The following is a 25,201-nucleotide window of genomic DNA, read 5'->3' on the forward strand; positions in this document are numbered from 1 at the left end:
TTGGCGGGTTCTCCACTCTGAACCACGGTCCAGAACCCTGCAAGTCATGGGTTGACCCACCAAATTCGTCGGTCAGCCGACTCTCGTGCCGCACGGATCGGTGTCATGCCGTGGAAGGGTGGGGGATGCGGCTGGCGGGTTCTGTGACCGGTGGCGGGTTGTGTCTCTCCAGCGGTGAAACAACCCGCCAGCGGCTCGGCTCCCCACGCTCCGATGGCTGGCTGCGCACGTCCAGGCCATCACAATGTAGTGCTCGGGAGCCGGCCAGACGGGACCGTCGCTTGCCGGACGCGGTTGTGGTGGCGTGGCGGTCCGCCGCGAGGGTCCAGCGGCTCGGCGGCACCAGCGCCGGAACCCCGGTTGCGAGGCGTGCTTGCGGGCCAGCCTCCAGCGCATCCAGGAGGGCCGCGACCGACACATCGAGCATGAGAGCCGGTCAGCCCACGGGTTTGGTGGGCTGACCCATCAATTGCTGGGTTCTCCACCCTGAACCAGGGTCCAGAACCCAGCACGTGATGGGTCTACCCATCAAATTCGTGGGGCGGCCCATGAAATGTGGCGGGGGAGGGGCTAGTCCCACTCCCAGGCGATGCCGACTGTGCCGGGGTCGGCGGAGGGTTCGGTGACGTGGACTCGGGCGTCGGGGGTGAGCATTAGTTCGCGGTGGACCAGGTTGGGGCCGGAGGTGTGGCGGCGGCGCAGTTCGTAGACGCGGACCGGGAGGGCAGCGCGGTCGAACTGGACCTCCAGCACGTAGTGCATCCCGCCCCACTCGCTGAACCGCTGGTAGTCCGTCGTCGGCGATCCGCTCGGGTCCACGATCTCGTAGCGGACGACGGCCGTCTCCCCGACGGCGAGCACCCGGTCGAGCAGCAACTCCCCGAGCAGCGCCCCGGCCTCGGGGGAGCGGGCGATCCGGCCGGTCCGGCAGCCGCTCAACGCATGGAGCTCGAGCTGCTCCGCGTCGCAGCCCGACTCGCCCTGGTGCGCGATGATCAACCGGTCGACGGGCTGTACGGCGACCACACTCTGGATCACGCTCCGCAGCTGAGCGCTCCGATCGGCGCCGATCCGGACCTCCTCGAGCACGGTCACATTGCGCAGCCGGCCGTGGGCGTCCCGGCGGAGGCGATCGAGCAGCCGGCTGAGCGCCTCGGCGTAGTCGACAACGGCGTACGGCTGGGGCGAGGTGCCCGGCGCACGCGGCGGTGGGATCCGGACGGTCAACCACCCGGTCGGCACCTCCAGGAGCTCCTCGAGCGCGGTGACGACGGCCAGCGAGTCCTCGCGCGGGACCCGTCGCCCGCTCTGCCACGTGCTGAGCGTCGCCACGCCGACGTGCAGCCCGCGGTCGGCGAGGTGCGTCCGGATCCGGTTGAGGGCGAGGCCGCGGCGCGAGATCGCGTGCCGCAGGGCGTCCGCGAACGACGCCTCCGGAGTTACCGCAGGGATCGACGCTTCGACCGATTTGACCATGGGCCCACGCTCCTTTGGGGCAGTGTAAACATTCACAGCACGGTCTGACACCGGCTCATCACCCGCTGTTCACGGCGCGTTGCCGTTCACAACCCGTCGTACGGCGGGATCCGAGTGCTTGTCGCGCGGTACCGGCGTCCCGACGATGGTCTCCGCCCCATCTCCTTCGAAGGAGGACCTATGCGCAGGCTCCGTCCCAGCCGCTCCTGGTCGTTGCTGTTGGCCACGATCCTCGGGCTCGCGACGCTGGCTCCGCTCGCGCCGCCCGCCTCGGCCGCGCCCGCCAGCTATTACCTGAACGTCAGCGGTCAGGCCCAGCAGAAGTCGAACTGGTGCTGGGCCGCGAGCGGCAACAGCATCGCCACGTTCTACGGCCGCTCGTACTCGCAGAACCAGTTCTGCAACATGGCCTTCGGCAACAATGCGAACGCGACCTGTCCGAACAACCAAGCCAGCCTGGCCAACGACCAGCAGGCGTTCCGGACGATCGGGATCAGCGCCGGCAGCTACATCTCCGGCACGGTCAGCTTCAGCACGGTCGTCAGCGAGATCGCGGCCGGCCGCCCGGTGATGACGCGGATCGGCTGGACCTCGGGCGGCGGTCACATGATGGACATCATCGGGTACGACTCGTCCGACTCGACGATCGAGTACTACAACCCGTGGCCGGACGACCCGCGCTACAACTACTCGACGTACAACTGGTACCGGTCCAACTCCCAGTTCACCTGGACCCACTCCCTGTACCGGATCGGAGCCTGACATGCGCCGCCCGAAGAACATCCTGTTCCGCTGCGCCGCCGTACTCGCTGCGGGACTCGGTCTCGGACTCGCCTTCGCTGCCCCGGCCGGTGCCGCCGTACCCCAGCCTGTCGCGCCGGGTGAGTTGTCCAAGGCAACCAATGCGGCGCATTCGCCGGCCGCACTCGGCTTGCTCGGAAAGGCCGGCGGTACGGCGAAGGCCGCAGGTGCGGTGTCCGTCGCGGCGGATACGCACCCGATCTACGCGCTCAACCCGGCGTTCGTTCGCGACGCGTCGGCGCCGGTCGCGGCCTTCTGGTACGCCGCAACCACCGCAAGTAAAGGTGGTTCGGCGATGACCGTCTTCACCACGCCCGATGCCGGGGGCAACTGGCAGCCCGTCAATGTGGCCTCCGGCAACACCGAGGCGCGGATGACGACCGCGGCCAAGGGTGCGCTGGTCTTCACCGAGCCGCAGGTGGGCGCGTGGTACGCGCTCACGGCTACGCAGGTCCGGCCCTTGAACCCGTCCGCCGTCAAGTCGATCGGAGCCAAGCCCATTTCGGTCACTGCCTACCAAGAACTCGTCTCCCACCGCTACTCCGACAAGCTCCCCGGCACCACGTACAACGACCAGGGTCTGGCCGGCGGCTACGACACAGCGGCCGCTGCCGCCTCGACCGCCGCGACCTCTCGCAACAACATCATTCCGATTACCGCGGGGGCGGGTGCGGTTGCCCTCGCACTCCTGCTGATTGTGAGGCGCAAGATGTCCTACAACGACTGACCCCCGGTCGCCCCGGTTCGCCGTACCCGCCTCTCCGTGCGGCGAACCGGGCGCTTGCGATGATGGCCCAATGCCCTTTCCCGATGAGCTGGGTCCCGCCGTCAACGTCGCCGACTACAACCCCGACTGGCCGGCCGAATTCACCCACCTCGCCGCCAGATTGCAGGCGGTGTTGGGAGATCGAGCCGTAGCCATTGATCACGTCGGCTCGACCTCGGTCCCCGGGCTGGCGGCGAAGAACTGCATCGACGCTCAGGTCTGAGTGACCGCACTCTCCACCGATTTGGTCGAGCTGCTCGAGAACGCCAGCTTCCGCTGCCGCCCGGAGCCGTGGAACCGCGTCGAGATCTCAAGCGGCCAACGCTGCGACAAACTCGTGTTCGCGCCACCCGTCGGCGAACGCGCCACGAACGTGCACATTCGTCTCGCCACCGGTCCTAATGCCCGTTATGCCTTGCTCTTCCGCGACTATCTGCGAGCCGATGAGACTGCCCGCCGGGCCTGGGGCGCGTTCAAACAACGCCTGGCCCAATCCGTCCCCGACATTTTCGACTACGGCCAGATCAAGGCCCCTGCGACCGAAGTCCTCATAACAGCTGCAGAACGCTGGGCCGACCAAACCGGGTGGACCATTCCGTAGCTACCAGCGGCGAGGCAATCTCGGCTCTTGGCAGAGGAATGCGCCGACGGCGAGTTCCAATGCTGGGTACGAGCCCCACAGGTCAGTTCGTCGTACCGAAATGACGTGCCAGCTCAGCGCGTCCAGTTCCGTACGACGGGTTTCGTCTTTCAACTGTTGCTTCTTCGACGAATGCCACTGGTCGCTGTCGTACTCCAACCCAAGCCGCCGCCCGTCGACCGGGCGAGTGGGAAAGCCAAGGTCAAGGCGGTAGGTGCGGGTCGGCCCCCTGACCGGCACCTGCAGCTCTGGCCGTCCGAAGCCGCCGTCGATCAGGCGGAGTCGTAGCCACTCGCCGGGCGAGGCCGCGCGGTCGTCGGCCCAGCGGAGGATGTCCTGCGCTTGCCGGTAGCCGGGGCGGCCTTCGTACGCCGCACATGCGGCTTGGAGAGTAGCCCGGTCGGCTTTGGCTGAACGCAGGAACGCGTCGACGGAGGACAACGCGAACGGTCGCGGCAGCCGCATGGCGAGTTCGACTGCGGTGGCGGTCGGACTCGTGACACGCACGCCGAGGACGTCGACCTCGTCGCTGGGCTGCCGAGTCCAGTGAGCCTGGACCAACTCGGCGGGCCCGAGCGCGGTGGTGTCGAGCCCGTGCAACCAGGCGGCGGTCGGCCCACATGCGATTGCGTCTGGCGGTATCAGCAGGCGCGCCGAGTCGGCGCGCAATTCGGGGGAGTCAGGAACGCGTACGTCGACATACACGCCCTTCATCACTGGGCGAATGTCGCCGTGAGCGAGAAGCCACTTGAGCTTTCGCCCCACCTGATAAGGCCGAAACGGAATACCACAAAAGTAATACGGAAAGTCAGCAGGAAGCATCCCGACAGCATCCCCGAAGACACGATCCGATGCTCAAAGTTGTCCACAGGCCCACCCGGGGGCCCCGATGTCATGCGTTCCCGCCAAGAAGTTTTCCACAACCTGCAGCCAGGGGATGAGCGACCGGAGAGCGAGTCGGCACGAGCGCTCGCCTGTGGTTCGCGCGGCCCCGGCAGCACCGGTCCGTTCACCCGCCACGGTTGGGCGTGGGGCGGCTAACCCGCGGTTAGCTGAAGTCGGAGAGGGCGTTTTGGGCTTGGGTCAGCCATTCTCGGCGGGCGGCTATGGCTTCTCTCGCCTCAGTGGCCTTGCGGCTGTTGCCTTGCGACTCCGCCTTGGCAGCCTGCTTCTCCAAATCGGAGATGAGCGACTGGAGCTGCTTGACCGTGGCTTCCGCGCGAGCCCGCGCCTCCGGGTTGCTGCGGTTCCAGACCTCGTCCTCTGCGGACTTCACAGCCTGCTCAACAGCCCGCAACCGCCCGTCGACCGCGCGCATCGAGTCGCGCGGGATCTTCCCGATTTGATCCCACCGGTCCAGGTACTCACGCAACTGCTCCCGCGCCGCTTTCGCATCCGAGACCGGCAGCATGCCCTCGATCTCCACCAGCAGCGCTTCCTTGGCCGCCAGGTTGTCCACCTGCTCAGCGTTCTCCTCGGCCTGTACTGCGTCCCGCGCGCCGAAGAACAGGTCCTGCGCAGCACGGAAGCGAGCCCACAGCTTGTCGTCCACCTCACGCGGCGCCGGCCCAGCGGCCTTCCACTGCCGCATGAGATCCCGGAACCGGCCGGAAGTCGGCCCCCACTCGTTCGACGACGCCAACGTCTCCGCCTCGGCCGCGAGCCGCTCCTTCACGACCGCGGCCTCTTCACGCTTCGAGGACAGCTCAGCGAAGTGCTGCTTGCGATGCCGGGTGTACGTCGTACGCGCAGAAGAGAACCGGTGCCACAGCTCGTCGTCGCTGGACTTGTCGAGCCGGGGGAGTGCCTTCCACTCGTCGAGGAGTTCGCGCAGTCGGGTTACGCCGTGCCGCCAGTCGGTGCCGCCGGCGATGGTCTCGGCCTCGGTGGCGATCTTGGTCTTGGCGGACCGCGCCTCCTCGACCTTCGCAGCACGCTCGGCCTTGCGCCGTTCGCGTTGCTCGGCGACCAGAGGGGTGAGCGCGTCGAGCCGGGCGCGTAGGCCGTCGAGGTCGCCGACTGCCTGGGCCTCCTCGAGTGAGCCGGTGACCTTCTTGACCGCGGCTCGGGCGTCGTCCGGGGACACGGTGCCCGCCTGGACGCGCTGCTCGAGCAGCTCCACCTCGAACGCCAGAGCGTCGTACCGGCGGGTGTAGAAGGCGAGCGCCTCGTCGGGGTTCGCGTCCGGCCACTGGCCGACCGCCCGTTCGCCGTCCTTGGTGCGTACGAAGACCGTTCCGTCCTCCGCTACCCGGCCCCAGCTCTCTCCGGCCACAACTCGCCCCTTCCGGCGGTATGTACTGCGCTCATGCCCATTCTGGTCAGTCCCCGGTCCAACCGTGCGAACAAGGGCCTGGCGGGCGCGTCGAGCTGCCTTCTCGACGCTTATCCCTGAACAATCACAAACTCCCAGCTCAGGCGCAACGGTGTTGCGTCACAATCCGGCTCGAACTCAGCTCACAGTGACCGGTAGCCTTGGGTGGTCCAGCCCCTGTCCAGAACCGTTTCAGGAAGGTTTGTCGTGCTCATCGCCGGGTTCCCCGCGGGATCGTGGGGTACGAATTGCTACGTCGTCGCCACCGGCCAGGGCGCGGAGTGCATCGTCGTCGACCCCGGTCAGGACGCGACCAGCGGTATCGAGCAGGTCGTCCGGGAGAACAAGCTCAAACCCGTCGCCGTGCTGCTTACACACGGTCACATCGACCACATGTTCTCAGTCCTCCCGGTCTGCGGGACGTACGACGCGACTGCCTGGATCCACCCCGATGACCGGCACCTGCTCGCGGACCCGATGGCCGGCATCAGCCCGGAGACCGCGCGAATGCTCCTGGGCGGTAACCACGAGTTCGCCGAGCCGGACGATGTCGCGGAGCTCAAGGACGGTCTGAGCCTGGAGTTGGCCGGCCTGAAGTTCACCGTCGACCACACCCCGGGCCACACGAAGGGGTCGGTCACGTTCACGACGCCGTACGACGGGCCGGAAGAAGTACCCGCGGTTCTTTTCTCCGGTGACGTGTTGTTCGCCGGGTCGATCGGCCGGACGGATCTGCCTGGCGGCGATCATCCGGCCATGCTGCATACGTTGGCCACCAAGATCCTGCCGATGCGCGACGAGATCGTCGTCCTGCCGGGTCATGGCGGCCAGACCACGATCGGCCGGGAGAAGGCGACCAACCCCTACTTGCAGGACCTGGAGATTCCACAACTATGAGCAAGGTGACCCCTCTTAGCGGGTTCCCCGAATTCCTTCCGCAAGACCGCATTGTCGAACTGCAGTTCCTCGACACGATCCGGGAGACGTTCGAGCTGCACGGTTTCGCGTCGATCGAGACCCGTGCGGTCGAGCCGGTCGAGCGCCTGTCCAACCAGGGCGAGGACGCCGACAAGGAGATCTACGGCGTACGACGGCTTGCCGCGAACGCTGACGAAGACGCGGCGCTCGGGCTGCACTTCGACCTGACCGTGCCGTTCGCCCGCTACGTGCTCGAGCACAGCGGCAAGCTGACGTTCCCGTTCCGGCGCTACCAGATCCAGAAGGTATGGCGCGGCGAACGCCCGCAGGAGGGCCGCTACCGCGAGTTCACCCAGGCGGACATCGACATCATCGACAGCGGCGAGCTGCCGTTCCACTACGAGGTCGAGCTGCCGCTGGTGATCGCGGACGCGTTCCGCAAGCTGCCGATCCCGCCGTTCCGGATCCAGGTGAACACCCGGCAGATCCCGGAGGGCTTCTACCGCGGCCTCGGCATCGAGGACATCACCGGTGCGCTCCGGATCGTCGACAAGCTGGACAAGATCGGCCCGGACAAGGTGACCGACCTGCTGACCGCCGCCGGCCTGTCCGCGGAGACGGCCAAGCAGGTACTGCGACTTGCCGAGATCTCGAGTACTGACGCGTCGTTCGCCGACCAGGTCCGGGCGCTCGGCGTCCAGAACGAGATCCTCGACGAGGGCCTCGAGCGGCTGTCCCAGATCATGACGGCCGCGAACGAGCACGCTCCCGGCCTGCTGGTGGCCGACCTGAAGATCGCCCGCGGCCTCGACTACTACACCGGCACGGTCTACGAGACCCAGCTGATCGGCGACGAGGGCTACGGATCGATCTGCTCCGGCGGCCGGTACGACTCGCTGGCGTCCGACGGCAAGACGACGTACCCCGGGGTTGGCATCTCGATCGGGGTGTCGCGGTTGGTGCACCGGCTGATCAGCAAGGGGTTGCTGAAGGCGAGCCGGAGTACGCCGACTGCTGTGCTGATTGCCCTCAACTCCGAAGAAGACCGGACCGAGGCCATGCGGACCGCAATCCAGCTGCGCGGGCGGGGGATTCCGGTGGAGGTGGCGCCGGCGGCCGCGAAGTTCGGGAAGCAGATCCGGTTCGCGGACCGGCGGGGGATCCCGTTCGTGTTGTTCAGCACCGAGAACGGGCCCGAGCTGAAAGACATCCGTAGCGGTGAGCAGGTGCCGGTCGATCCGGCGACCTGGGCGCCGCCGGCGACCGACCTAACCCCTCAGATCGAAACGCAAGAGGAGAACTCGTGATCCGTACCCATTCCGCAGGCTCGTTGCGCGCGGAGAACGCCGGCCAAACCGTGATCCTGGCGGGCTGGGTGGCGCGGCGGCGCGATCACGGCGGCGTGGCGTTCCTGGACCTGCGCGACTCGTCCGGCACCGTCCAGGTCGTCATCCGGGACGAGGAGGCCGCGCACGGGCTGCGTTCGGAGTACTGCCTGAAGGTCGTCGGCGAGGTCTCGCCGCGCCCCGAGGGCAACGCGAACCCGAACCTGCCGACCGGCGAGATCGAGGTGATCGCGACCGAGGTCGAGGTGCTGAACGAGGCCGCGCCGCTGCCGTTCCCGGTCGAGGAGCACCACGCGACGCCGGTGAACGAGGAGATCCGGCTCAAGTACCGGTACCTCGACCTGCGCCGCCAGGGCCCTGGTACGGCGATTCGCCTGCGCAGCGAGGTCAACAAGGCCGCCCGCGAGGTCCTCGCGCAGCACGATTTTGTCGAGATCGAGACGCCGACGCTGACCAAGTCCACGCCGGAAGGCGCGCGTGACTTCCTGGTGCCGGCTCGTCTGCAGCCGGGCAGCTGGTACGCGCTGCCGCAGTCGCCGCAGCTGTTCAAGCAGCTGCTGATGGTGGCCGGGATGGAGCGGTACTACCAGATCGCGCGCTGCTACCGCGACGAGGACTTCCGCGCCGACCGGCAGCCCGAGTTCACCCAGCTCGACGTCGAGATGAGCTTCGTCGACCAGGACGACGTGATCGCGCTGTCCGAGGAGATCCTGACCGCGCTGTGGAAGCTCGTCGGGTACGACGTACAGACGCCGATCCCGCGGATGACGTACGGCGAGGCGATGGCGCGGTTCGGGTCCGACAAGCCGGACCTGCGGATGGGCCTCGAGCTGGTCGAGTGCACGGAGTACTTCAAGAACACGCCGTTCCGGGTGTTCCAGGCGCCGTACGTCGGTGCCGTGGTCATGCCGGGTGGCGCGGACCAGCCGCGGAAGCAGCTGGACGCATGGCAGGACTGGGCCAAGCAGCGCGGCGCCAAGGGTCTCGCCTATGTGCTGGTCGGTCAGGACGGCGAGCTCGGTGGGCCGGTTGCGAAGAACCTGTCCGACGAGGAGCGCGCTGGTATTGCCGACCACGTCGGTGCGAAGCCGGGTGACTGCATCTTCTTCGCTGCCGGCCCGGTCAAGTCGTCGCGGGCGCTGCTCGGTGCGGCTCGCCTGGAGATCGGCCGTCGTGGCGGGCTGATCGACGAGTCGGCGTGGTCGTTCCTGTGGGTCGTGGACGCGCCGCTGTTCGAGCCGGCCGACGAGGCGACCGCCGCCGGCGATGTCGCGGTCGGGTCCGGTGCGTGGACCGCCGTACACCACGCCTTCACGTCGCCGAAGCCAGACTCGATGGAGACGTTCGACACCGATCCGGGGTCGGCGCTGGCGTACGCGTACGACATCGTCTGCAACGGCAACGAGATCGGCGGCGGGTCGATCCGTATCCACCGCGAGGACGTGCAGAAGCGGGTCTTCAAGGTGATGGGACTGACCGACGAGGAGGCCACGGAGAAGTTCGGCTTCCTGCTCGACGCGTTCAAGTTCGGCGCGCCGCCGCACGGCGGGATCGCGTTCGGCTGGGACCGGATCACCGCGCTGCTCGCCGGGACCGAGTCGATCCGGGACGTGATCGCGTTCCCGAAGTCAGGCGGTGGGTTCGACCCGCTGACCGCCGCGCCGGCGCCGATCACGCCGGAGCAGCGCAAGGAGGCCGGCGTCGACGCCAAGCCGGAGTCCAAGGAGAAGTAGGGGTTGAGCTCTCCCGGGTTTGGGAGGAAACTGGCGGTGTCGTGAAGATGCTTAGTTAGCTTTTCACGACGCCGCCCTCTCCTACCGCCCCAGGAGTGCTCATGCGTCGTCTCCTCATTGCCCTTGTTGCCGGTCTAGGCCTCGCGTTCGCCGCAGTGGTCCCGGCATACGCGACCGTCTTCCAGACCTACGGCAGCGGCGTGAACGTCCGCGCCGACGCCTACCTGTCGTCCGCCATCGTCGGCACGCTGAGCGGCCCGACGTCCATCGATGTCGACTGCCAGAAGCAGGGCGACGTCGTCAGCAACTCCGACGGGACCAGTTCGTGGTGGGCGCATGTGCCCGCGCTCGGTGGTTACGTGACCGTCGTGTACGTCGCGATCCCCGAGGACCAGTTGCCCGGCGTACCGGTGTGTGGTGACGACAACCCACCGCCGACCGGTGACATCACGCTGGCCGACGTAGAGGCGATGTTCGGCACCCGGATCGCGAACCCGTCGATCGTCGAGACCGGCCTGCCGTCGCTCAACCAGGCGATGCGGGATGCGAATATCAACACGCCGTACCGGAAGGCCGCATTCCTGGCCACGCTGGTGCACGAGTCGCGGCTGGAGTACAACATCCGCGAGATCGGCGACACCCGGCTGTACGGCGGCCGCGGGTACATCCAGCTCACCGGCGACTTCAACTACGGCCCGGCCGGCCAGTACCTCGGCATCGACCTGCTCGGCAACCCGGACCTGGCGCTGTCGCTGCAGTGGAGCGCGCCGATCGCGCGCTGGTACTGGACCGTTGCCCGCGACATCAATCCGTACGCCGACAACCTCGACATGGGCCGCGTCAACGCCGCCATCGGCTACCCGGCCGGCGCCGAGGACCAACGCCGCTGCGACTCCTTCAAGAGCGCCCTGAACTACCTGACCGGCTCGATCCCGGCCGGCGTCATCTGCACGCGCCCAGCCAAACTCAAGGGCGACACCACCCACCTAACCCGCACCCAATTCGCCACCCTCGCCAAGAACGGCGGCGGTTTGGGCTGACCGGGCGTCGGCCGGACCCCGCTGCGGGTCCGGCCGATATGCCTAGTTGTCGTTGAAGGTCTCGGAGTAGACGACGTTGCCTGCCTTGTCGAGTGCGCGGACGTCCGCCTGCACCGGGCCGTGCTGAGACGCCGGACTGGGCAGAGCGGCCGCCACGTAGCCGGCACCATCGACGATCTTCGCGACCGACCAGGGCGTGGTCCCCCTGGCGCCACGGAGCCGTATTTCGACCTGCGCCACCGAGGGGCGGCTGGTGAGGGAGAAGAACGCCCGCAGGGTGGTCGTCGAGGCGTCTGGGAGACCGGACCACTGCAGGCTCGAGCTGTAGATCCCGTCGCTGGGGTTGCCTTGGTCGTCGCCGGCCTGCACGTAGCTCTGCCACTTGCCGTCGACGCAGAAGACCCACAAACCGTTCGCGGTGCTGAACGTCTGCACCAGCTGTCGGGTCTGACCAGGGAGCCCGAGCGCCTTGATCCAGTGCGCGGACCGAAGCTTGATGGTCTTCGGGTCGAGCGACTTCGCCGGGATCGGGTCGGTCCGGTGACCGATGGACAGGCTGGCCAGGCAGGACCGTGCGGACGCCTGGGCTTGGGTGCTGGTGGCCGCGCCGAGGTCGAGCGACTGGTCGGTCAACTCGGCCGTCGGTTGTCCGGCCGGACCCGCATGTCCGCCGGGCCGCGCGATGAGGATGCCGCAGGCAACGACGATCGCGATACCGCAGGCGGCTGCGAGTACGGGGATCCAGAAAGGAAGGTGGTGCTTCTTACGGACTCGGCGTACGAGGTGGTGGCGTAGGTCGGTGCTGAACTCGGGGTCGAGGGGCTCGACCGGCGGGGGTGTGGTGAGGTTCATCGGTTCTCCTCCAGCAAGGCCGGCAGCCGGCGACGGGCGCGGGACAGGCGGGCCTTGACGGTGCCTTCGGCGACACCGAGCACGGCGGCGGCCTCGGCGATCGAGAGTTCTGCCCAATAGACCAGCTCGATCGTTTCGCGTTCGTGCTGGGGAAGCGCAGCGAGCGCTCTCCGAACGTCGTCGAGATGCGCCTCCGAGTCGACCCTGGCCGCAACGGTCTCAGCGTGGTCGGGGTGGTGCAGGGGCGCGGGTTGCCGCAGCAGGAACTGGGTCAGCCGGCGCCGGGCGCGAGTGGTGTTGCGCAGCTCGTTACGTGCGATCGCGAGCAGCCACGGCTTCGCGGTCTCGTACTTCAGCGGGCCGGGATCCGAGCGCGCGAAGTACCGCCAGGCGGTCATGAAGGTCGCCTGGACGGCATCGTCGGCGTACGCATAGGAGCCGGTGTGCCGTACGGCGTACGCATGCACAGCGGCGGCGTACCGGCCGAAAAGCTCGCCGAGCGCCTCCGGTTCCTGCCGACGCAAGGCGTCCCACAAGTCCCCGTCGCGCACGGGCGGAGGCTTTTCCGGCCGGCTCGAAGTCATCGTCATACTTTGCAGGGTCCGTAGGTCCCTGCGAGGTTGCCGCGCTTCAGTTCAGTTGTGCGCGGACCCAGGTTTTGTCGGGGGTGAGGTAGCCGGTGCGCTGCAGACCGGCCTCGGCCAGTTGGGCGGCCAGCTGGTCCTCGGAGAGGTTCTGGGTGAGGATCCGCTGCGACCACGTCTTGCCGTCAATGGTGTAGGTGAGCGTCGCCGCCTGGCGGTTACCGGGGAGTTCCTCGACGTCGGAGATTTCCATCCGGCGCTGCTCGTTCACCATCACGGCCGGACCGCGCAGCATGCCCGGGGTCTGCTGCTGGAGGATCACGGAGCCGCCGGGGCGGACGTGGTGCGCGCAGGTTCGGAGGAGGCGCAGGCGTTCCGCGTCGTCGGCGACGTTGATCAGGTACGACATCATCAGGACGAGGTCGAACTGCCGATCCAGCCGGAGGTCGCCGATCGTCGAGCAGATCGTCTCGGTTTCGCTGACTCGGGCGATCATGTCCGGTGACTCGTCGACGGCGACCACGTGGTGCCCTCGCGCGAGGAGCGGCCGAGTGACGCGGCCGGTCCCGCAGCCGAGCTCGAGAATGTTGCTGCCCGGCTCGATCGCGGCGCTGATCAGCTCGTCCTCGCCGTGTATCTGCGTGATTTCGTAGAGTTCGACCGCGCTGCCGTCCGGTGTGAGCGGTCCCGGCCCGTTACCACCTTGTCCGACTCTCATACGTTCAGTGTTCTGCCGGGGTGGGGCGGCTGCGAGTCTTTCGGTAGCGGCCGAAAGTCTCTAGGGTCGTTGAGGTGACAGTCGTACCGGTCGAGCTGCTGCCGCACCTGCGGCGGGCACGAGATGTTGCCGACCGCAACTACGCCGACCCGCTCGACCTGACCGGTCTCGCGGCCGCGGCCGGAGTCTCGAAGTACCACTTCCTGCGGTGCTTCGCAGCGGCGTACGGCGAGACGCCGATGCAGTACGTGACCCGTCGCCGGATCGAGCGCGCGACGGACCTGCTGCGGGCGACCAACCTGACGGTCACCGAGGTCTGCGCGATGGTCGGGTACAGCAGCCTGGGGTCGTTCTCGCAGCGGTTCACCGAGCTGGTGGGGATGACGCCGACGCAGTACCAGCGGACCCAGACGGGCGCGCGGATCCCGGGGTGCTTCGTGTTCATGCTCGGGCTGAACTCCGCAATTCCGGAGAAGCCGGCGGGGGAGTCGGAGGCTTAGCGTCGTACCCACGGACTCTGAAGGAGGAACTGTGATCACCAACGTCAGCCTGGTGACGGTCTACGTGAACGACGTCGACGAATCGAAGGCGTTCTACACCGAGAAGCTCGGGTTCGAGCTGGGCGAGGACATCACCCTCAGCGAGGACTTCCGCTGGTGCACGGTGCATCAGGCCGACCATCCTGAGCTCGAGCTGGCGCTGATGCTGCCCGGGCCGCCGATGGACGAGGAGTCGGCCGGGTGGATTCGGCGGATCATGGCGAAGGGGTCGATGCACGGGGTCGGACTGGCGACCGATGACTGCCGGAAGACGTTCGTTGAGCTGACCGGTCGGGGGGTCGAGTACATCCAGGAACCGGCGGATCGGCCGTACGGCGTGGAGGCGGTACTGCGGGACAACTCCGGCAACTGGCTCGTCCTGGTCGAGCAGAAGGCCTACACCGCCGAGGACTTCACCTGACGATTGCGGCATGCTGACCGGATGGACATCACAGTCGATCCGGTCGGCATCACGCCGCCGTACGAGCAGGTGCGCTCGCAGATCGAGGCGTTGATCCGCGCCGGCGAGCTGGCTCAGGGCACTCGGCTGCCGACCGTGCGTCAGTTGGCCGGCGATCTGGGGCTGGCGGTCAACACGGTTGCCCGTGCGTACAAAGAGCTGGAAGCGGATCGCCTGGTGGAGACCCGGGGCCGCAACGGCACCTTCGTCCTCGCCTCCCGCAGCCAGGTGGACGACGAACAAACCCGAGCCGCCGCGACTGCCTTCGCCCGAACCGCCCGCCGAGCCGGCATCAGCCTCGCCGAAGCCACCGAAATCCTCCACCGCGCCTGGTGACTAGCAGCAGATGAGGTCGCCCTGGTGCGGGCCTTCCTGAGCGATGACGCGGAAGCCGGCAGTCTCCAGCTCGGCTCGCAAAGCCGCAGGTCGTAGGTGGCGGCGGTGGGGCTTGCCATCGGACTGGGAGCAGATTCCGGTGGTGGCGTCGTAGCGGAAGTTGTCTTCGTAGACGCGGTCTGGTTCATACATCGCTGTGGAGAGGATGTAGTAGCCGCTGGGCTTCAGCCGGGCGCGTACGGCGGCCAGCACGCTGACCCGGTCGGGGTCGGTAACGATCGACTGCAGGCAGTAGCTGTCCAGGATGACGTCGTACTGCTTGCTGCCGGCTCCCATCGCGCAGACGTCCTGGACGCTGAAGTTGATGTCGAGGCCGCGTTCGCGGGCGAACCGGCGGGCCAGCGTGATCGCCTCCGGGATGAGGTCGATCGCGTCGACCTGGAAGCCTCGTGCGGCGAGGAAGCACGCCGCCGGACCGGTCCCACACCCGTACTCCAGTACGTCGGCCCCAGCCGGCAACTCCAGTCGAGTCAGGGCGTCTTCGAGGAACGGGCGGTTTGGGAAGGCGTCGAACGACTCGGTCTCGCCGAAGAGGGCGCTCCATTGGGTTAGGCCCTGTTGCTTGAGCCGTTGGTACGCCGCCTCGTGTTCGGCGTGGTAGTAGCTCACGAACGCTTACTATGTCTGGCCGTAGTCCGGCTGACCACTCGAATTCGGACGACAAGCGGCGATCGAGCGAGGATGGGCAGATGGACGACCAGACGCAGCAGTCACACCGCAGGGAAGCTGAGGCGGAGGCCGAGCGCATTCAGCAGGAGGTCGAGCAGGCCACCTCGGACCCGGCGGCCCAGGAAGAGTGGATCCGGCAGTCGAACCTGATCTACGGCGGGCTGGGCGCTGCCGGCCTGGTCGTCGTACAGCCGTTCCTGTCGACCTCATCGCTCGACCTGGCGGCGACCGTGTGCGTCATCGCGTTCGCCGTCTCGATCCCGTTGCTCGCGGCGCTCCTGGTCCTCAACCGCCAGGAGGCATACCGCCAGCGGGTGACCAAGTCACGACTCGTCGCCGTCGCCAAGGCAGTCGCCCAAGGCACCGCGTTCGTCGGCCTCACCGCAGCCTTCTGGCACATCTCCATGGCCGCGGGGATCGTGTTCCTGCTGGTCGGATTCGTTGCGGTGGGAGTGCATTCCTCGGGCTACATCCACCTCGAGTACGACGGCAAGTTCCGCTCCCGCTTTCCCCGCCGCAAACCGCCGGCCGCCTGACCGCCTGTATCACCGCGCGCCGACCTGACCTCCGCTTTGGTAGGGGTGTTCGTAGGGGACACCGCTGTCTGAGGGGGAGCAATGGCTGACAGCATGACTGTGCTGCGAAAGGCAGGGCCACCTGGGGTGAAACGGAACATCGCGGTGCTGGGGGACGGGTTCACCGCGGTTGATCAGGTCGCGTTCAACAGCTGGGTGCAGACGACGCTCATCGATGGCGTCTTCGGGCACGACTACTTCAGTGAGGACGCGTCGGCGTACAACATCTACCGGGTGAATCTGGACTCCGTCGACTCCGGAGTCAGCACCCGGACGTACGACGAGCACGGCACACCGACCGACCCGTCGGACGACACCATCGCGTCGGAGACGGTCCACGACACCGCGCTCGGGATGATCTTCAGCGGGTCGTGGGCGCACTGCTGGCTCGAGTACGGGACGGACACCGAGGCCCGGATCCAGGCCGCGCTGAACAAGTGGGTGCCGGACTGGAACGAGCTGCTCGTCGTACTCAACAACCCCAACTACGGCGGCTGCGGAGGCGGCGGCCGGGCGCACGTGCCGATGGGCGTCAACTGGACCGTGATCGCGCACGAGTTCGGCCACGGGATCGGCGGTTTCGCCGACGAGTACTCCGCCGGCGGCGCGTACTCCGGTGGCGAGCAAGGCTGGATCAACCTGACCACGATCACCGACCGGGCGACCACCAAGTGGGCCAACCTGATCGCGCCGACCACACCGCTCCCGACCGGCATCGGCGCGGGCGCGAACTACAACAACGGCCCACGACCGTCCACCTGGAACAGCAACACCGACGTCGGCCTGTTCGAGGGCGGCGGTACGTCGAACACCGGCATCTACCGGCCCGTCGAGAACTGCCGGATGGACGGCAACACACCGCCGTACTGCCCGGTCTGCTACACGTCGATCAAGACCGCTCGCGACCACGAGACCGAGCACACGTTCCGCAACGCCTACGCCGGCCGCTTCTACGGCACCAGCCGCAGCGACCTGCTGCTGCACCACGGCACGTCGATCCAGCTGTTCCGCGCCGACGGTACGGCGCTCGAGCACAGCTTCAGCGCCGTCGAACGGGTCCCGGGCTCGTGGCAGTTCATGCCGAACGACCAGGTGTACGTCGGCGATTTCGACGGCGACGGCACCGACGAGGTGGCGATCTTCAACGGCGTCGACTGGGTGATGCCGTACCTCGGCCTGCTGAAGTCCGACGGCGCCGGCGGCCTCCGGCTGGTGGCGCGGTACGACGGCGACATCCCCGGCTGGGGTGGGTTCGCGGCCCACGACCGGTTCCTGGTGGCCGATCTGAACGGCGACGGGAGCGACGACCTGGTCGTGGTGAACACCGACGACTGGTCGATGCCGTACGTCGGCCTGCTGCGCTCGACCGGCACCGGGTTCTGGGTCAGCCAGCGCTACGACGGCGACATCCCCGGTTGGGGCGGACTGGCCAGGCACGACGAGTTCTTCGTCGGCGACCTGACCGGGAACGGCACCGACGACCTCGCGATCTTCAACGGCGACGACTGGTCGATGGCGTACGTCGGCCTGTTCGACGCGAGCGCCAACGGGTACTCGATGATCCAGCGGTACGACGGCGACATCCCGGGGTGGGGCGGTCTGGCGCAGCACGACCGGCTGATCCTCGGCGACTTCGACGGCGACGGCAAGAGCGACGTGTTCGTGTTCAACGGGGACGACTGGGCGATGGCTTACCTCGGCATGTTCCGGTCGACCGGGTCCGGACTGGCGTACGTCCACCGGTACGACGGCGACGTACCGGGCTGGGACGGTCTGGGGCGGCATGACGAGTTCTTCGCGGCCGACATCGACGGATCGGGTCAATGCGACCTGTGGGTGTGGAACGACCAGGACTGGTCGACGGAGTACCTCGGGCGGATGCTGAGCTCGGGGATCGAGCTGAAGGCCGACTACGTCGGTGACTGGGTCGGGGAGTGGAACCTGGGCTCGGCGGACCGGTTCGAGCCGGCCCGGATGACCGGACGCGGCGGACGGCCGCAGCTGTACGTGCACAACACCGACTGGTTCGGTGTCATCGACGGGCGTCGTGGCATCACGCTGGATCGCATCTACTACCGCTGGATCCACAACTACCGCTACGGCCGGAACTGGTAAGGAGCCCGACGATGAAGCATCCCAAAGGCACAGAGCGTTCTTCCAAGCGCGACCGTAGGCCGATGAAGGCGCCGGCCGGAGAGGTCCGCCGGCAGCATGCCGCAGTACCGCCGTACGCCGGTCCAGTGAAAGGCGACCCGGTCCGTCCGGACCCGACGAGGTCCGCGAAGGCCGCCTACGACCGGACTGCTGCGGTGCCGGCGCAACAGGTCGACAGTTGGCCGGATCAGCAGGCTGCGCAGACCGGCGGGCGTCGCGAGCAGTACGTACGTCTGCGGATGAGGGTGCGCGGCGATCGGCTCACGGTTGTCGACAGCCACCTGGTCGACGGACCGCTTGCGCAGTCGACGACGTTCCACGGCGCCGACGCCTACGAGGTCACGTACCACGACCGGCTGCTGCACGCCGGGACCGTCGCGGACCCGAACACCCAACGCTCCTTCCCGAGTCCAGAAGGCCCGGAGGAGCTGCGCGGCCACAACGTGACGCCACGCGAGATCTACGAGTTCACCGCTCGCGTTCCTGCCAGCGACGTCACCGAACAGACCCGCGGCGGCATCCACGTCCGCCTGCACCGCATCGACGAGCCGACCGCGTCCGACCACCTCGGAGCGGCACCCCTGGGAACCCAGTTCGAAGGCCGCCTGACCCAGGTCGCCGAACTAGTCGGCTTGCCCGAATCCACCCTGCCCGAGTCGATCGAGTCTCGCGGCGGCCGCACCGGCACCGGCCGCTGACCACACCCAACGGGGTCGGTGAACAAGCAATAGCTTGTTCACCGACCCCGTTGCGTGTCGCCAGTCGCGCGGAAACGATTCCAGATTTATCGGCCAACGTTGTAACGAGATCTGTACACACCGTCTCGGCGTTGTTACTGTCCGGCCAGATTTGACATCGATGTCAACCTCAGGGAGTGGTCACGATGGTTTCGAGACGAGCGTTCCTGGCGGGCAGCGGTGCGGTGACGGTGGGGGGTCTGGGGTTCATCCCGGGCTTCGCAACTACTGCACAGGCTGCAGTTTCATCGACGTCCGGCAGCCCCGCTCGGCTGCTGCCGGTGTTCAACCGCCCGAAACACCTGGATTACGGCGACGTCAGCAAAATCGGTGGGGCAGATCAGACCCTGCTGACAACGTTGCAAGGCGTCGTCAACCGTACCGAGCCCGAGTTGTACTTCATCTACGACACCGGGACCCAAAGCATCCCGGACGCCAAGTGGCTGACCGACATGCGGCTGCCGACCAAGCTCTACAAGAACCCGCTGGATCTGGTCGCGAAGTACCGCAACCGGATCCGGGGCGCGATCGTGCACGACCCCGCCGTACCGGACTCGCTGAACGTCGCCACCACGCTGGCAGGTCTCGAGAACGCGGTCGTCGCCGACGCGGATCAGGCCAAGGCGCACGGTCTGCGGATCGTGAAGGACCTGCGCGGGATGTTCGACGACGACCGGGTGAAGACCTACCGGTGGCAGCTGGACAACCTGTTCCCGCGGGTCACCAAGAAGCTGCTGGCCGGCCTGCCGCCGACCCAGGTGGTCGACGTCGAGGGTGTGGTCTGGCAGGAGATCGCCCGCGAGACCCAGCAGATCCGCGACTCGTCGAACCGCGGCACCTACAACCTCGACGTTTCGGCCAAGCTCGGCAAGGAGGCCGTGTACGTCCGGTTCGCGGACTCGTTCACCGACGACGGCTGGGGTGCGTCGGTGCGTCACGTGGTGGTGACGGCGAACGGCGCCGAGTTCGCCCGCTTCGAGCCGGGTGCCCCCGAGGAGGCGCCGTACCTGTTCGACGGCTCGCACTCGTCGATCGGTGGTGAGGCCAACCGATTCGCCGACGGCGGCAACTACTGGATCTACCGCTTCGAACCACCGGCGGGTACGACGTCCCTCGTCGTCACCGTGGAGATGTGGAACCAGTACCTGGTCAGTGCCACGGACACATCGCCCACCCGCGTCGAACCGTTCGCGTACTTCCGTGACTACGTGGTGGCCACCAAAGCCCTGGTGAGCTGGCTACCGCCGGGCGGTGCGACGGGCGACCTGCTGATCGAGCACTACGCCAAGTGGCCCACGCTCGCTCCGTACATGGGCTGGTTCGCGAACGACGTGTCTGGTGAGTGGGACGGAGTCGATCTGGCGTCCAAGGGCGGCTCGCCCGTGATCGCGGCCGACTTCTACATGAACGGCACCGTCCACGCCGGCTTCACCGCGCCGATCTCGGAGAAGCCCCGGCCTGTCCGCCGGATCAGCAAGCCGAAGAACAAGGTCTACCTGACGCTGACCTTCGGCGAGGGCGACAACATCCAGTACTGCCAGCGGCACCTGCGCGACCTGTGGGACGACCCGAAGCGTGGCGACGCGCCGGCCAACTGGACCATCAGTCCGCTGCTGCTGGAGACCGGTCCGGGATTGTTCAGTCACTACCAGCGGACTGCGACGGCCAACGACCTGCTGGTCTGCGGTCCGTCGGGTGCGGGCTACACGTACCCGGGTTCGTGGGTCCCCGACGAGTTCACGCAGTACCTGAAGCTGACCGGCTCTGTACTGCGCCGGACCGGGATGGACCTGGTCTACTCGTACAGCAGCCGCGAGAACGACAAGTGGGTGCTGCTGTCGGAGGAGATCGCCCATGGGTTCGCGACGTACACGCCGCTGAAGGGGATCATGCAGACCTGGGACGGCGATCTGCTGGCCGTCCGCCAGGGCGGTCTGCCGATCGTCGGGCAGTGGGGCGCACCCGGTAATGCCACCGAGTACAAGGCGGCGCTGGACGCCCGGGTCGCGCAGTGGGACGGTGCGAGCCCGTTGTTCATCTCCGGCGGCGTCAATGCGTGGGGTTGGACTCCGTCGGACGTCGCGGAGTTGGCCGGCCTGCTCGGCGACCCGTACGAACTGCTGCTCGGGAACACCTTCTTCGACCTGCTCAATCGCGTGCTGTAGAAGGCGCGGTCCTGATTGTAGGAAGGCGGTCGCCCGGCGGGGGAAACCGGGCGACCGCGGGGTGGGGGCTTACCAGTGGTGCGCGACGTCGATCACCAAGCGGGTGTTCGATCCCGGCCCCGCCAGCGTGTAGACCCGGAACGGAAGCCTGGCGCGGACGCCGAGCCCGATCGTCGTCTGCCCCTCGAAGGTGCCGGCGAAGGCGACCTGGCGGAACGTGCTGTACCCAGCGACACTGGTCAGCTCCCTGCCGTTCTTCGGTGAGTACGTCGCCTTGCCGGCCGAGTTGTACGCCGGCGCGCGGACGACGATCTGCAGTTTCGCGCCACCGCGGAGCGGGACGAGGTGGCCGGCGCCGTCGGTGTAGACGGCATTGACGTAACGGACGTCGTACCCGGGTGCGCGACCGCGGATGTCGACGACGAGCCGGTCGTAGCAGGCGTGCCGGCCGGTGCGGACGTTCGTGACCGGCGCCTGCGTCATCCGTTTGTTTGCCTCGGGCAATGATCCCCAACCGCTCGGGCAGGAAGCGGCGGCGACCGTAGCGGTGCGGGGGGCGGTGGACGATCCGCTCAGTGCCGGTGCGGCGAAGGCGGCCGCGGGGACAGCCATCACCGCGAGTGCGGCGAAGATCGTCTTGGGTGTGATGTGGTGGATGTTCATGAGGTGTTCCCCCCTCTGTGAGGACACTTACTTGGACGACACCAGTTGCCAACTGGTTTACTTTTTATCCCGGTGATTTCAGGTAGTCGATCGGGCACGATGTGCGGATGACCCCTGATGAGCTGCTCGAGGTGTTCCACCGCCGGATCCGGTTGCCGGACGCGGATGCCATTCCTGGTTGGAAGCAGGAACATGACGGCCTGGTGCACCGCTCGTACGTCGAGGGGCCGGAGGGAGCCGGGTTCGTCGAGACGCCGCGTGGGCTGGGCGATGACCCGGACGCGGTGATCGCGGCGGAGTTGGCGTTCTTCCGGGAGCGGGGGCTGCCGTTCGAGTGGAAGACGTACGCGTACGACGAGCCGGCGGATCTCGGTGACCGGCTGGTCCGGGCCGGGTTCACGAAGGAGGAGCGGGAGACGCTGATCCTCGGCGAGGTGGACCGGATCCTGGAGCGGCCGTCGGCGTTGCCGTCGAAGGTGCGGCTGCGGGAGGCCGACGGACCAGCAGACTTCCACCGGATCGCCGTACTGACCGACACGCTCTGGGACAGCGGGTTGGCGCGGATCGTCGAGCAGTTGCAGGGGGAGGCGCGGATGTTCCCGGACCGGTTGTCTGTGTTCCTGGTCGAGGATGCGCTGAAGGGGCCGGACGGGCCGGCGGTGTCGGCTGCCTGGATCCGGTTCCATCCGGGGACCGGGTTCGCCAGTCTCTGGGGCGGCGGGACGCTGCCGGAGTGGCGGCGGCAGGGGCTGTACAGCACGCTGCTCGTCCACCGCGCCCGGCTGGCGAAGGACCGCGGCTACGAGTTCCTCCGGGTGGACGCCTCCGAGGACTCCCGCCCGATCCTGCAGAAGCTCGGTCTCCACGCGGTCACAACCACGACACCGTACGAATGGACACCTGACCTGACGAGCGGAACGACCAGCTGAGGCTGTACGTTTCCGGATCATGGCCCTGAAAATCGCTTCCCGCTTCCGCCGGCTGCTGCAGCGCCCCGGCTCGATCGATCTCGGCCCGTACGAACGGCTCACCCAGCTGGTCGGCGAGGCGGAGGAATCTGTCCAGCCCCTGACCGACGAGGAGCTCACCGAGTCGGTCGAGGAGCTGCGCACGACCGGTGGTCTGCACGAGGACGAGCAGATCGAGTTCCTCGCGCTGGCCCGGGAAGCGGCCAACCGGGCGATCGGCGAACGGGCGTTCGACGGCCAGGTCGTCGGTGCGCTGGCGATGCTGCAGGGCCGGATCGTCGAGATGGCGACCGGTGAGGGCAAGACGCTGGCCGGTGCGATCGCCGCCGCCGGGTACGCGATCGGCGGCCGCAAGGTGCACGTGCTGGCGGTGAACGACTACCTGGCCAAGCGCGACGCCGAGTGGATGGGCCCGGTGTACGAGCTGCTCGGCGTCACCGTGTCGCACGTCGGCCAGGTGTCGACGCCCGAGGAGCGGCGGGAGGCGTACCAGGCCGAGGTCTGCTACGTCCCGGTCAACGAGATCGGTTTCGACGTACTGCGGGATCGGCTGGTGACCGACGTGGCCGACCGGGTCACGGTCGAGGCGGACGTGGCGCTGGTGGACGAGGCGGACTCGGTGCTGATCGACGAGGCCCGGGTGCCGATGGTGCTGGCCGGCGCGACCCGGACCGAGGCGCTGGACGACGACGTCGTACAGATCGTCCGCACCCTGCGGGCCGGGGTCGATTACGAGATCGACGGCGACGGGCGGACGGTCGCGCTGACGGACCGTGGTACCGACAAGGTCGAGCAGGCCCTCGGCGCCAGGGCCCAGGAGGCAGCAAGCGAGGCGGCAGCAAGCGAGGCGGCGGCGGCCGATGACCTGGAGACCGGCAGCTCGGAGACTGATGAGTCGGCGACTCAGGACGCGGTGACCGAGGACGCGACTGAGGACGCGACCGAGGACGCGGTGACCGAGGACGCGACTGAGGATGCGGCGGGCGGTGACTCGGAGACGGATTCGGTGACCGCGGACGTGGTGGCCGAGCCGGAGTTCAACCTCTACGCGGACGAGAACGTGGACCGGTTGACCCAGATCAATGTCGCCCTGCATGCCGAAGTACTGCTGCGTCGCGACGTCGACTACCTGGTCCGGGACGGCAAGGTCAGCCTGATCAACAACAACCGCGGCCGCGTCGCGAAGCTGCAGCGTTGGCCCGACGGTCTGCAGGCTGCCGTCGAGGCGAAGGAAGCCGTGCCGGTCAGCGACTCCGGTGAGGTGCTGGACAGCATCACCGTGCAGGCGCTGGTCAAGCGGTACAAGACGCTCTGCGGCATGACCGGTACGGCGGTTGTCGTCGGGGAGTCGCTGCAGGAGTTCTACGAGGTCGACGTGGCCGTCGTACCGCCGAACAAGCCGAACGTCCGCAAGGACGACCAGGACCGGCTGTACCTGACCGTCGAGCAGAAGAACGAGGCGCTGGTCAAGCACATCGGCGTCGTGCACGAGTCCGGGCGGCCGATCCTGATCGGCACCCACAGCGTCGAGGAGTCCGAACAGCTCAGCGACAAGCTCGAGGCCGCGGAGATCACCCACGTCGTACTGAACGCGAAGAACGACGCCGAGGAAGCCGCGATCATCGCCGAAGCCGGCGTACCGGGGACCGTGACGGTGTCGACGCAGATGGCCGGCCGCGGTACCGACATCCGGCTCGGCGGCCGGGACGAGTCCAAGGACAAGGAGAAGGCCATCGAGCTCGGTGGCCTCTACGTGATCGGCACCGGTCTGCACGCGTCGCGGCGGTTGGACGACCAGCTCCGTGGTCGCGCCGGACGGCAGGGCGACCCGGGCGGCACGCTCTTCTTCGCCTCGCTCGCCGACGAGCTGGTCACGCGGTACTCCGTTTCGTCCGGTCTGCGGCCGCACCCGGACGACACCGGGCGGCTGACCGACCGCAAGTCGGTCGCGATGCTCGAGCACGCGCAGCGGGTCGCCGACGGCGCGAACGCCGAGCTGCACCGGACCACCTGGCAGTACAACCGGCTGACCGGTCAGCAGCGGGCGATCTTGCTCGAGACCCGCGAGAAGGTTCTGACCGAGGACCTGGCCGCGACCGAGCTCGCCGAGCGCGCCAAGGAGCGGTACGACGAACTGGTCGACGAGATCGGCGAGGACGTCGTGAAGGACGCCGCCCGCCGGATCGCGCTCGGGCACCTGGACCGGCGGTGGACCGACCACCTCGCCTACCTGGCGGATCTGCGCGAGGGCATCCACCTGCGGTCGCTGGCCGGCGGAATCGTGCACCTGAAGCCGATCGACGAGTTCAACAAGTCCGCGATCGCGTCGTTCGACTCGCTGATCGAGGACTCCTGGAAGGACGCGGCGGAGACGTTCGGTACGGCGGAGATCACGGCCGACGGACTGGACGAGGAGGCCAGCGGGATTCCGCGGCCGACCGCGACCTGGACGTACCTGATCAACGACAACCCGTTCGGCACCGAGGCGGACCGGATCCTCGGCCGGCTGCGGAACGCGATCAAGCCGGAGTCGGTGTCCGAGCCGGAGGAGATCCTCGACGAGGAGTTCGACGAGGACGACCTCCCGGAGGAACTCCGCGACGCCGACGACTCGGATGACTCTGAAGACGCTGACGAAGCCGAAGCCGGCGATGACGACGAGAAGTCCAAGAAGAAGGACTGAGACT

General features: G+C 67.6%; 23 protein-coding genes and 1 pseudogene. 16 read left to right on the top strand and 8 right to left on the bottom strand.

From position 1 onward, the window contains the following. Positions 1 to 570 precede the first annotated feature (570 nt). A complete protein-coding gene (locus tag EV650_RS01750) occupies positions 571 to 1,476 on the bottom strand; it encodes a hypothetical protein (protein WP_134114645.1) in 906 nt (301 codons plus the stop codon). 180 nt (positions 1,477 to 1,656) lie between these two features. On the opposite strand from EV650_RS01750, the gene EV650_RS01755 reads away from it, so the two are divergent. The 3 genes and pseudogenes from EV650_RS01755 (at position 1,657) to EV650_RS01765 (ending at position 3,644) form a co-directional block, all read left to right on the top strand. Further along, on the top strand, positions 1,657 to 2,238 hold the full coding sequence (locus EV650_RS01755; RefSeq protein WP_134114647.1) for a papain-like cysteine protease family protein: 582 nt from the start codon (positions 1,657 to 1,659) through the stop codon (positions 2,236 to 2,238). A 1-nt stretch (position 2,239) separates the two neighbouring features. After that, positions 2,240 to 3,004: a hypothetical protein gene (locus EV650_RS01760; RefSeq protein ID WP_134114649.1), complete on the top strand. Its 765-nt coding sequence runs from the start codon at positions 2,240 to 2,242 to the stop codon at positions 3,002 to 3,004. A 70-nt stretch (positions 3,005 to 3,074) separates the two neighbouring features. Then, a pseudogene (locus tag EV650_RS01765) lies at positions 3,075 to 3,644 on the top strand (GrpB family protein). Here EV650_RS01765 and EV650_RS01770 read toward each other — a convergent pair. Together EV650_RS01770 and EV650_RS01775 are read right to left on the bottom strand one after the other, a co-directional pair. Continuing rightward, positions 3,645 to 4,397: a type IV toxin-antitoxin system AbiEi family antitoxin gene (locus EV650_RS01770; RefSeq protein WP_238174251.1), complete on the bottom strand. Its 753-nt coding sequence runs from the start codon at positions 4,395 to 4,397 to the stop codon at positions 3,645 to 3,647. Between the two features lie 334 nt (positions 4,398 to 4,731). Beyond that, a complete protein-coding gene (locus EV650_RS01775) occupies positions 4,732 to 5,958 on the bottom strand; it encodes a DUF349 domain-containing protein (RefSeq protein ID WP_134114653.1) in 1,227 nt (408 codons plus the stop codon). Between the two features lie 246 nt (positions 5,959 to 6,204). On the opposite strand from EV650_RS01775, the gene EV650_RS01780 reads away from it, so the two are divergent. The 4 genes from EV650_RS01780 (at position 6,205) to EV650_RS01795 (ending at position 11,034) form a co-directional block, all read left to right on the top strand. Then, the gene (locus tag EV650_RS01780; protein WP_134114655.1) at positions 6,205 to 6,894 is read left to right on the top strand and encodes an MBL fold metallo-hydrolase; all 690 of its coding nucleotides are present in this window, start codon (positions 6,205 to 6,207) and stop codon (positions 6,892 to 6,894) included. After that, entirely contained in the window at positions 6,891 to 8,222 is a 1,332-nt protein-coding gene (gene hisS / locus EV650_RS01785; protein ID WP_134114657.1) for a histidine--tRNA ligase, read from the top strand. Before EV650_RS01780 ends, hisS begins: the two co-directional genes overlap by 4 nt. After that, positions 8,219 to 9,994 (top strand): aspartate--tRNA ligase, encoded by a 1,776-nt coding sequence (aspS, locus tag EV650_RS01790; protein WP_134114659.1) that lies wholly within the window; start codon positions 8,219 to 8,221, stop codon positions 9,992 to 9,994. Before hisS ends, aspS begins: the two co-directional genes overlap by 4 nt. A 101-nt stretch (positions 9,995 to 10,095) precedes the next feature. Next, positions 10,096 to 11,034: a glycoside hydrolase family 19 protein gene (locus EV650_RS01795; RefSeq protein ID WP_238173967.1), complete on the top strand. Its 939-nt coding sequence runs from the start codon at positions 10,096 to 10,098 to the stop codon at positions 11,032 to 11,034. Between the two features lie 42 nt (positions 11,035 to 11,076). Here EV650_RS01795 and EV650_RS01800 read toward each other — a convergent pair whose 3' ends face one another. The 3 genes from EV650_RS01800 to EV650_RS01810 all read right to left on the bottom strand — a co-directional run bounded on the left by EV650_RS01800 (position 11,077) and on the right by EV650_RS01810 (position 13,188). After that, the gene (locus tag EV650_RS01800) at positions 11,077 to 11,886 is read right to left on the bottom strand and encodes a hypothetical protein (protein ID WP_134114662.1); all 810 of its coding nucleotides are present in this window, start codon (positions 11,884 to 11,886) and stop codon (positions 11,077 to 11,079) included. After that, positions 11,883 to 12,437 (bottom strand): RNA polymerase sigma factor, encoded by a 555-nt coding sequence (locus EV650_RS01805; RefSeq protein ID WP_238173968.1) that lies wholly within the window; start codon positions 12,435 to 12,437, stop codon positions 11,883 to 11,885. Before EV650_RS01805 ends, EV650_RS01800 begins: the two co-directional genes overlap by 4 nt. A 79-nt stretch (positions 12,438 to 12,516) precedes the next feature. Continuing rightward, entirely contained in the window at positions 12,517 to 13,188 is a 672-nt protein-coding gene (locus EV650_RS01810; protein ID WP_134114664.1) for a class I SAM-dependent methyltransferase, read from the bottom strand. Positions 13,189 to 13,262: 74 nt separating this feature from the next. Here EV650_RS01810 and EV650_RS01815 point away from each other — a divergent pair, with 74 nt between their 5' ends. Genes EV650_RS01815 through EV650_RS01825 form a run of 3 tightly spaced genes read left to right on the top strand, consistent with a single transcriptional unit; the run spans position 13,263 to position 14,523 of the window. Further along, entirely contained in the window at positions 13,263 to 13,688 is a 426-nt protein-coding gene (locus EV650_RS01815; RefSeq protein WP_134114666.1) for a helix-turn-helix transcriptional regulator, read from the top strand. 31 nt (positions 13,689 to 13,719) lie between these two features. Then, a complete protein-coding gene (locus EV650_RS01820) occupies positions 13,720 to 14,148 on the top strand; it encodes a VOC family protein (RefSeq protein ID WP_134114668.1) in 429 nt (142 codons plus the stop codon). Positions 14,149 to 14,169: 21 nt separating this feature from the next. Further along, positions 14,170 to 14,523 carry a GntR family transcriptional regulator gene (locus EV650_RS01825; protein WP_134114670.1) on the top strand — a complete coding sequence of 118 codons (354 nt, stop codon included), beginning with the start codon at positions 14,170 to 14,172 and terminating at the stop codon, positions 14,521 to 14,523. Here EV650_RS01825 and EV650_RS01830 read toward each other — a convergent pair whose 3' ends face one another. Continuing rightward, on the bottom strand, positions 14,524 to 15,192 hold the full coding sequence (locus EV650_RS01830; protein ID WP_134114672.1) for a class I SAM-dependent methyltransferase: 669 nt from the start codon (positions 15,190 to 15,192) through the stop codon (positions 14,524 to 14,526). It lies immediately after the preceding gene. 80 nt (positions 15,193 to 15,272) lie between these two features. On the opposite strand from EV650_RS01830, the gene EV650_RS01835 reads away from it, so the two are divergent. The 4 genes from EV650_RS01835 (at position 15,273) to EV650_RS01850 (ending at position 20,883) form a co-directional block, all read left to right on the top strand. Then, positions 15,273 to 15,788 (top strand): hypothetical protein, encoded by a 516-nt coding sequence (locus tag EV650_RS01835; RefSeq protein WP_134114674.1) that lies wholly within the window; start codon positions 15,273 to 15,275, stop codon positions 15,786 to 15,788. Positions 15,789 to 15,881: 93 nt separating this feature from the next. After that, on the top strand, positions 15,882 to 17,942 hold the full coding sequence (locus EV650_RS01840) for a M64 family metallopeptidase (protein ID WP_166677991.1): 2,061 nt from the start codon (positions 15,882 to 15,884) through the stop codon (positions 17,940 to 17,942). Between the two features lie 11 nt (positions 17,943 to 17,953). Next, entirely contained in the window at positions 17,954 to 18,679 is a 726-nt protein-coding gene (locus tag EV650_RS01845; protein ID WP_134114678.1) for a hypothetical protein, read from the top strand. Between the two features lie 185 nt (positions 18,680 to 18,864). Further along, positions 18,865 to 20,883, top strand: coding sequence for a GxGYxYP domain-containing protein (locus EV650_RS01850; RefSeq protein WP_134114680.1), 2,019 nt, complete (start codon positions 18,865 to 18,867; stop codon positions 20,881 to 20,883). A gap of 69 nt (positions 20,884 to 20,952) precedes the next feature. Here the strand turns inward: EV650_RS01850 and EV650_RS01855 are convergent, their stop codons facing one another. Beyond that, a complete protein-coding gene (locus tag EV650_RS01855) occupies positions 20,953 to 21,546 on the bottom strand; it encodes an AMIN-like domain-containing (lipo)protein (RefSeq protein WP_202874303.1) in 594 nt (197 codons plus the stop codon). Positions 21,547 to 21,653: 107 nt separating this feature from the next. On the opposite strand from EV650_RS01855, the gene EV650_RS01860 reads away from it, so the two are divergent. Together EV650_RS01860 and EV650_RS01865 are read left to right on the top strand one after the other, a co-directional pair. Then, positions 21,654 to 22,475 carry a GNAT family N-acetyltransferase gene (locus EV650_RS01860; RefSeq protein ID WP_134114682.1) on the top strand — a complete coding sequence of 274 codons (822 nt, stop codon included), beginning with the start codon at positions 21,654 to 21,656 and terminating at the stop codon, positions 22,473 to 22,475. A gap of 19 nt (positions 22,476 to 22,494) precedes the next feature. Then, complete coding sequence (locus EV650_RS01865; protein ID WP_134114684.1) at positions 22,495 to 25,197, top strand: preprotein translocase subunit SecA; 2,703 nt, start codon at positions 22,495 to 22,497, stop codon at positions 25,195 to 25,197. The last annotated feature ends 4 nt before the right edge of the window (positions 25,198 to 25,201 follow it).

The organism is Kribbella kalugense, from assembly GCF_004365875.1.
In the GTDB taxonomy this organism is placed as follows: domain Bacteria; phylum Actinomycetota; class Actinomycetes; order Propionibacteriales; family Kribbellaceae; genus Kribbella; species Kribbella kalugense.

Bases quoted from the DNA above. Each gene is read 5' to 3' on its own strand.
- EV650_RS01760 (WP_134114649.1), top strand. From the start codon at position 2,240: ATGCGCCGCCCGAAGAACATCCTGTTCCGCTGCGCCGCCGTACTCGCT.
- EV650_RS01825 (WP_134114670.1), top strand. From the start codon at position 14,170: ATGGACATCACAGTCGATCCGGTCGGCATCACGCCGCCGTACGAGCAG.
- EV650_RS01845 (WP_134114678.1), top strand. From the start codon at position 17,954: ATGAAGCATCCCAAAGGCACAGAGCGTTCTTCCAAGCGCGACCGTAGG.
- EV650_RS01840 (WP_166677991.1), top strand. From the start codon at position 15,882: ATGACTGTGCTGCGAAAGGCAGGGCCACCTGGGGTGAAACGGAACATC.
- EV650_RS01795 (WP_238173967.1), top strand. From the start codon at position 10,096: ATGCGTCGTCTCCTCATTGCCCTTGTTGCCGGTCTAGGCCTCGCGTTC.
- hisS (WP_134114657.1), top strand. From the start codon at position 6,891: ATGAGCAAGGTGACCCCTCTTAGCGGGTTCCCCGAATTCCTTCCGCAA.
- EV650_RS01850 (WP_134114680.1), top strand. From the start codon at position 18,865: ATGGTTTCGAGACGAGCGTTCCTGGCGGGCAGCGGTGCGGTGACGGTG.
- EV650_RS01860 (WP_134114682.1), top strand. From the start codon at position 21,654: ATGACCCCTGATGAGCTGCTCGAGGTGTTCCACCGCCGGATCCGGTTG.
- EV650_RS01865 (WP_134114684.1), top strand. From the start codon at position 22,495: ATGGCCCTGAAAATCGCTTCCCGCTTCCGCCGGCTGCTGCAGCGCCCC.
- EV650_RS01800 (WP_134114662.1), bottom strand. From the start codon at position 11,886: ATGAACCTCACCACACCCCCGCCGGTCGAGCCCCTCGACCCCGAGTTC.
- EV650_RS01835 (WP_134114674.1), top strand. From the start codon at position 15,273: ATGGACGACCAGACGCAGCAGTCACACCGCAGGGAAGCTGAGGCGGAG.
- EV650_RS01855 (WP_202874303.1), bottom strand. From the start codon at position 21,546: ATGAACATCCACCACATCACACCCAAGACGATCTTCGCCGCACTCGCG.
- EV650_RS01755 (WP_134114647.1), top strand. From the start codon at position 1,657: ATGCGCAGGCTCCGTCCCAGCCGCTCCTGGTCGTTGCTGTTGGCCACG.
- EV650_RS01810 (WP_134114664.1), bottom strand. From the start codon at position 13,188: ATGAGAGTCGGACAAGGTGGTAACGGGCCGGGACCGCTCACACCGGAC.
- EV650_RS01770 (WP_238174251.1), bottom strand. From the start codon at position 4,397: ATGAAGGGCGTGTATGTCGACGTACGCGTTCCTGACTCCCCCGAATTG.
- EV650_RS01750 (WP_134114645.1), bottom strand. From the start codon at position 1,476: ATGGTCAAATCGGTCGAAGCGTCGATCCCTGCGGTAACTCCGGAGGCG.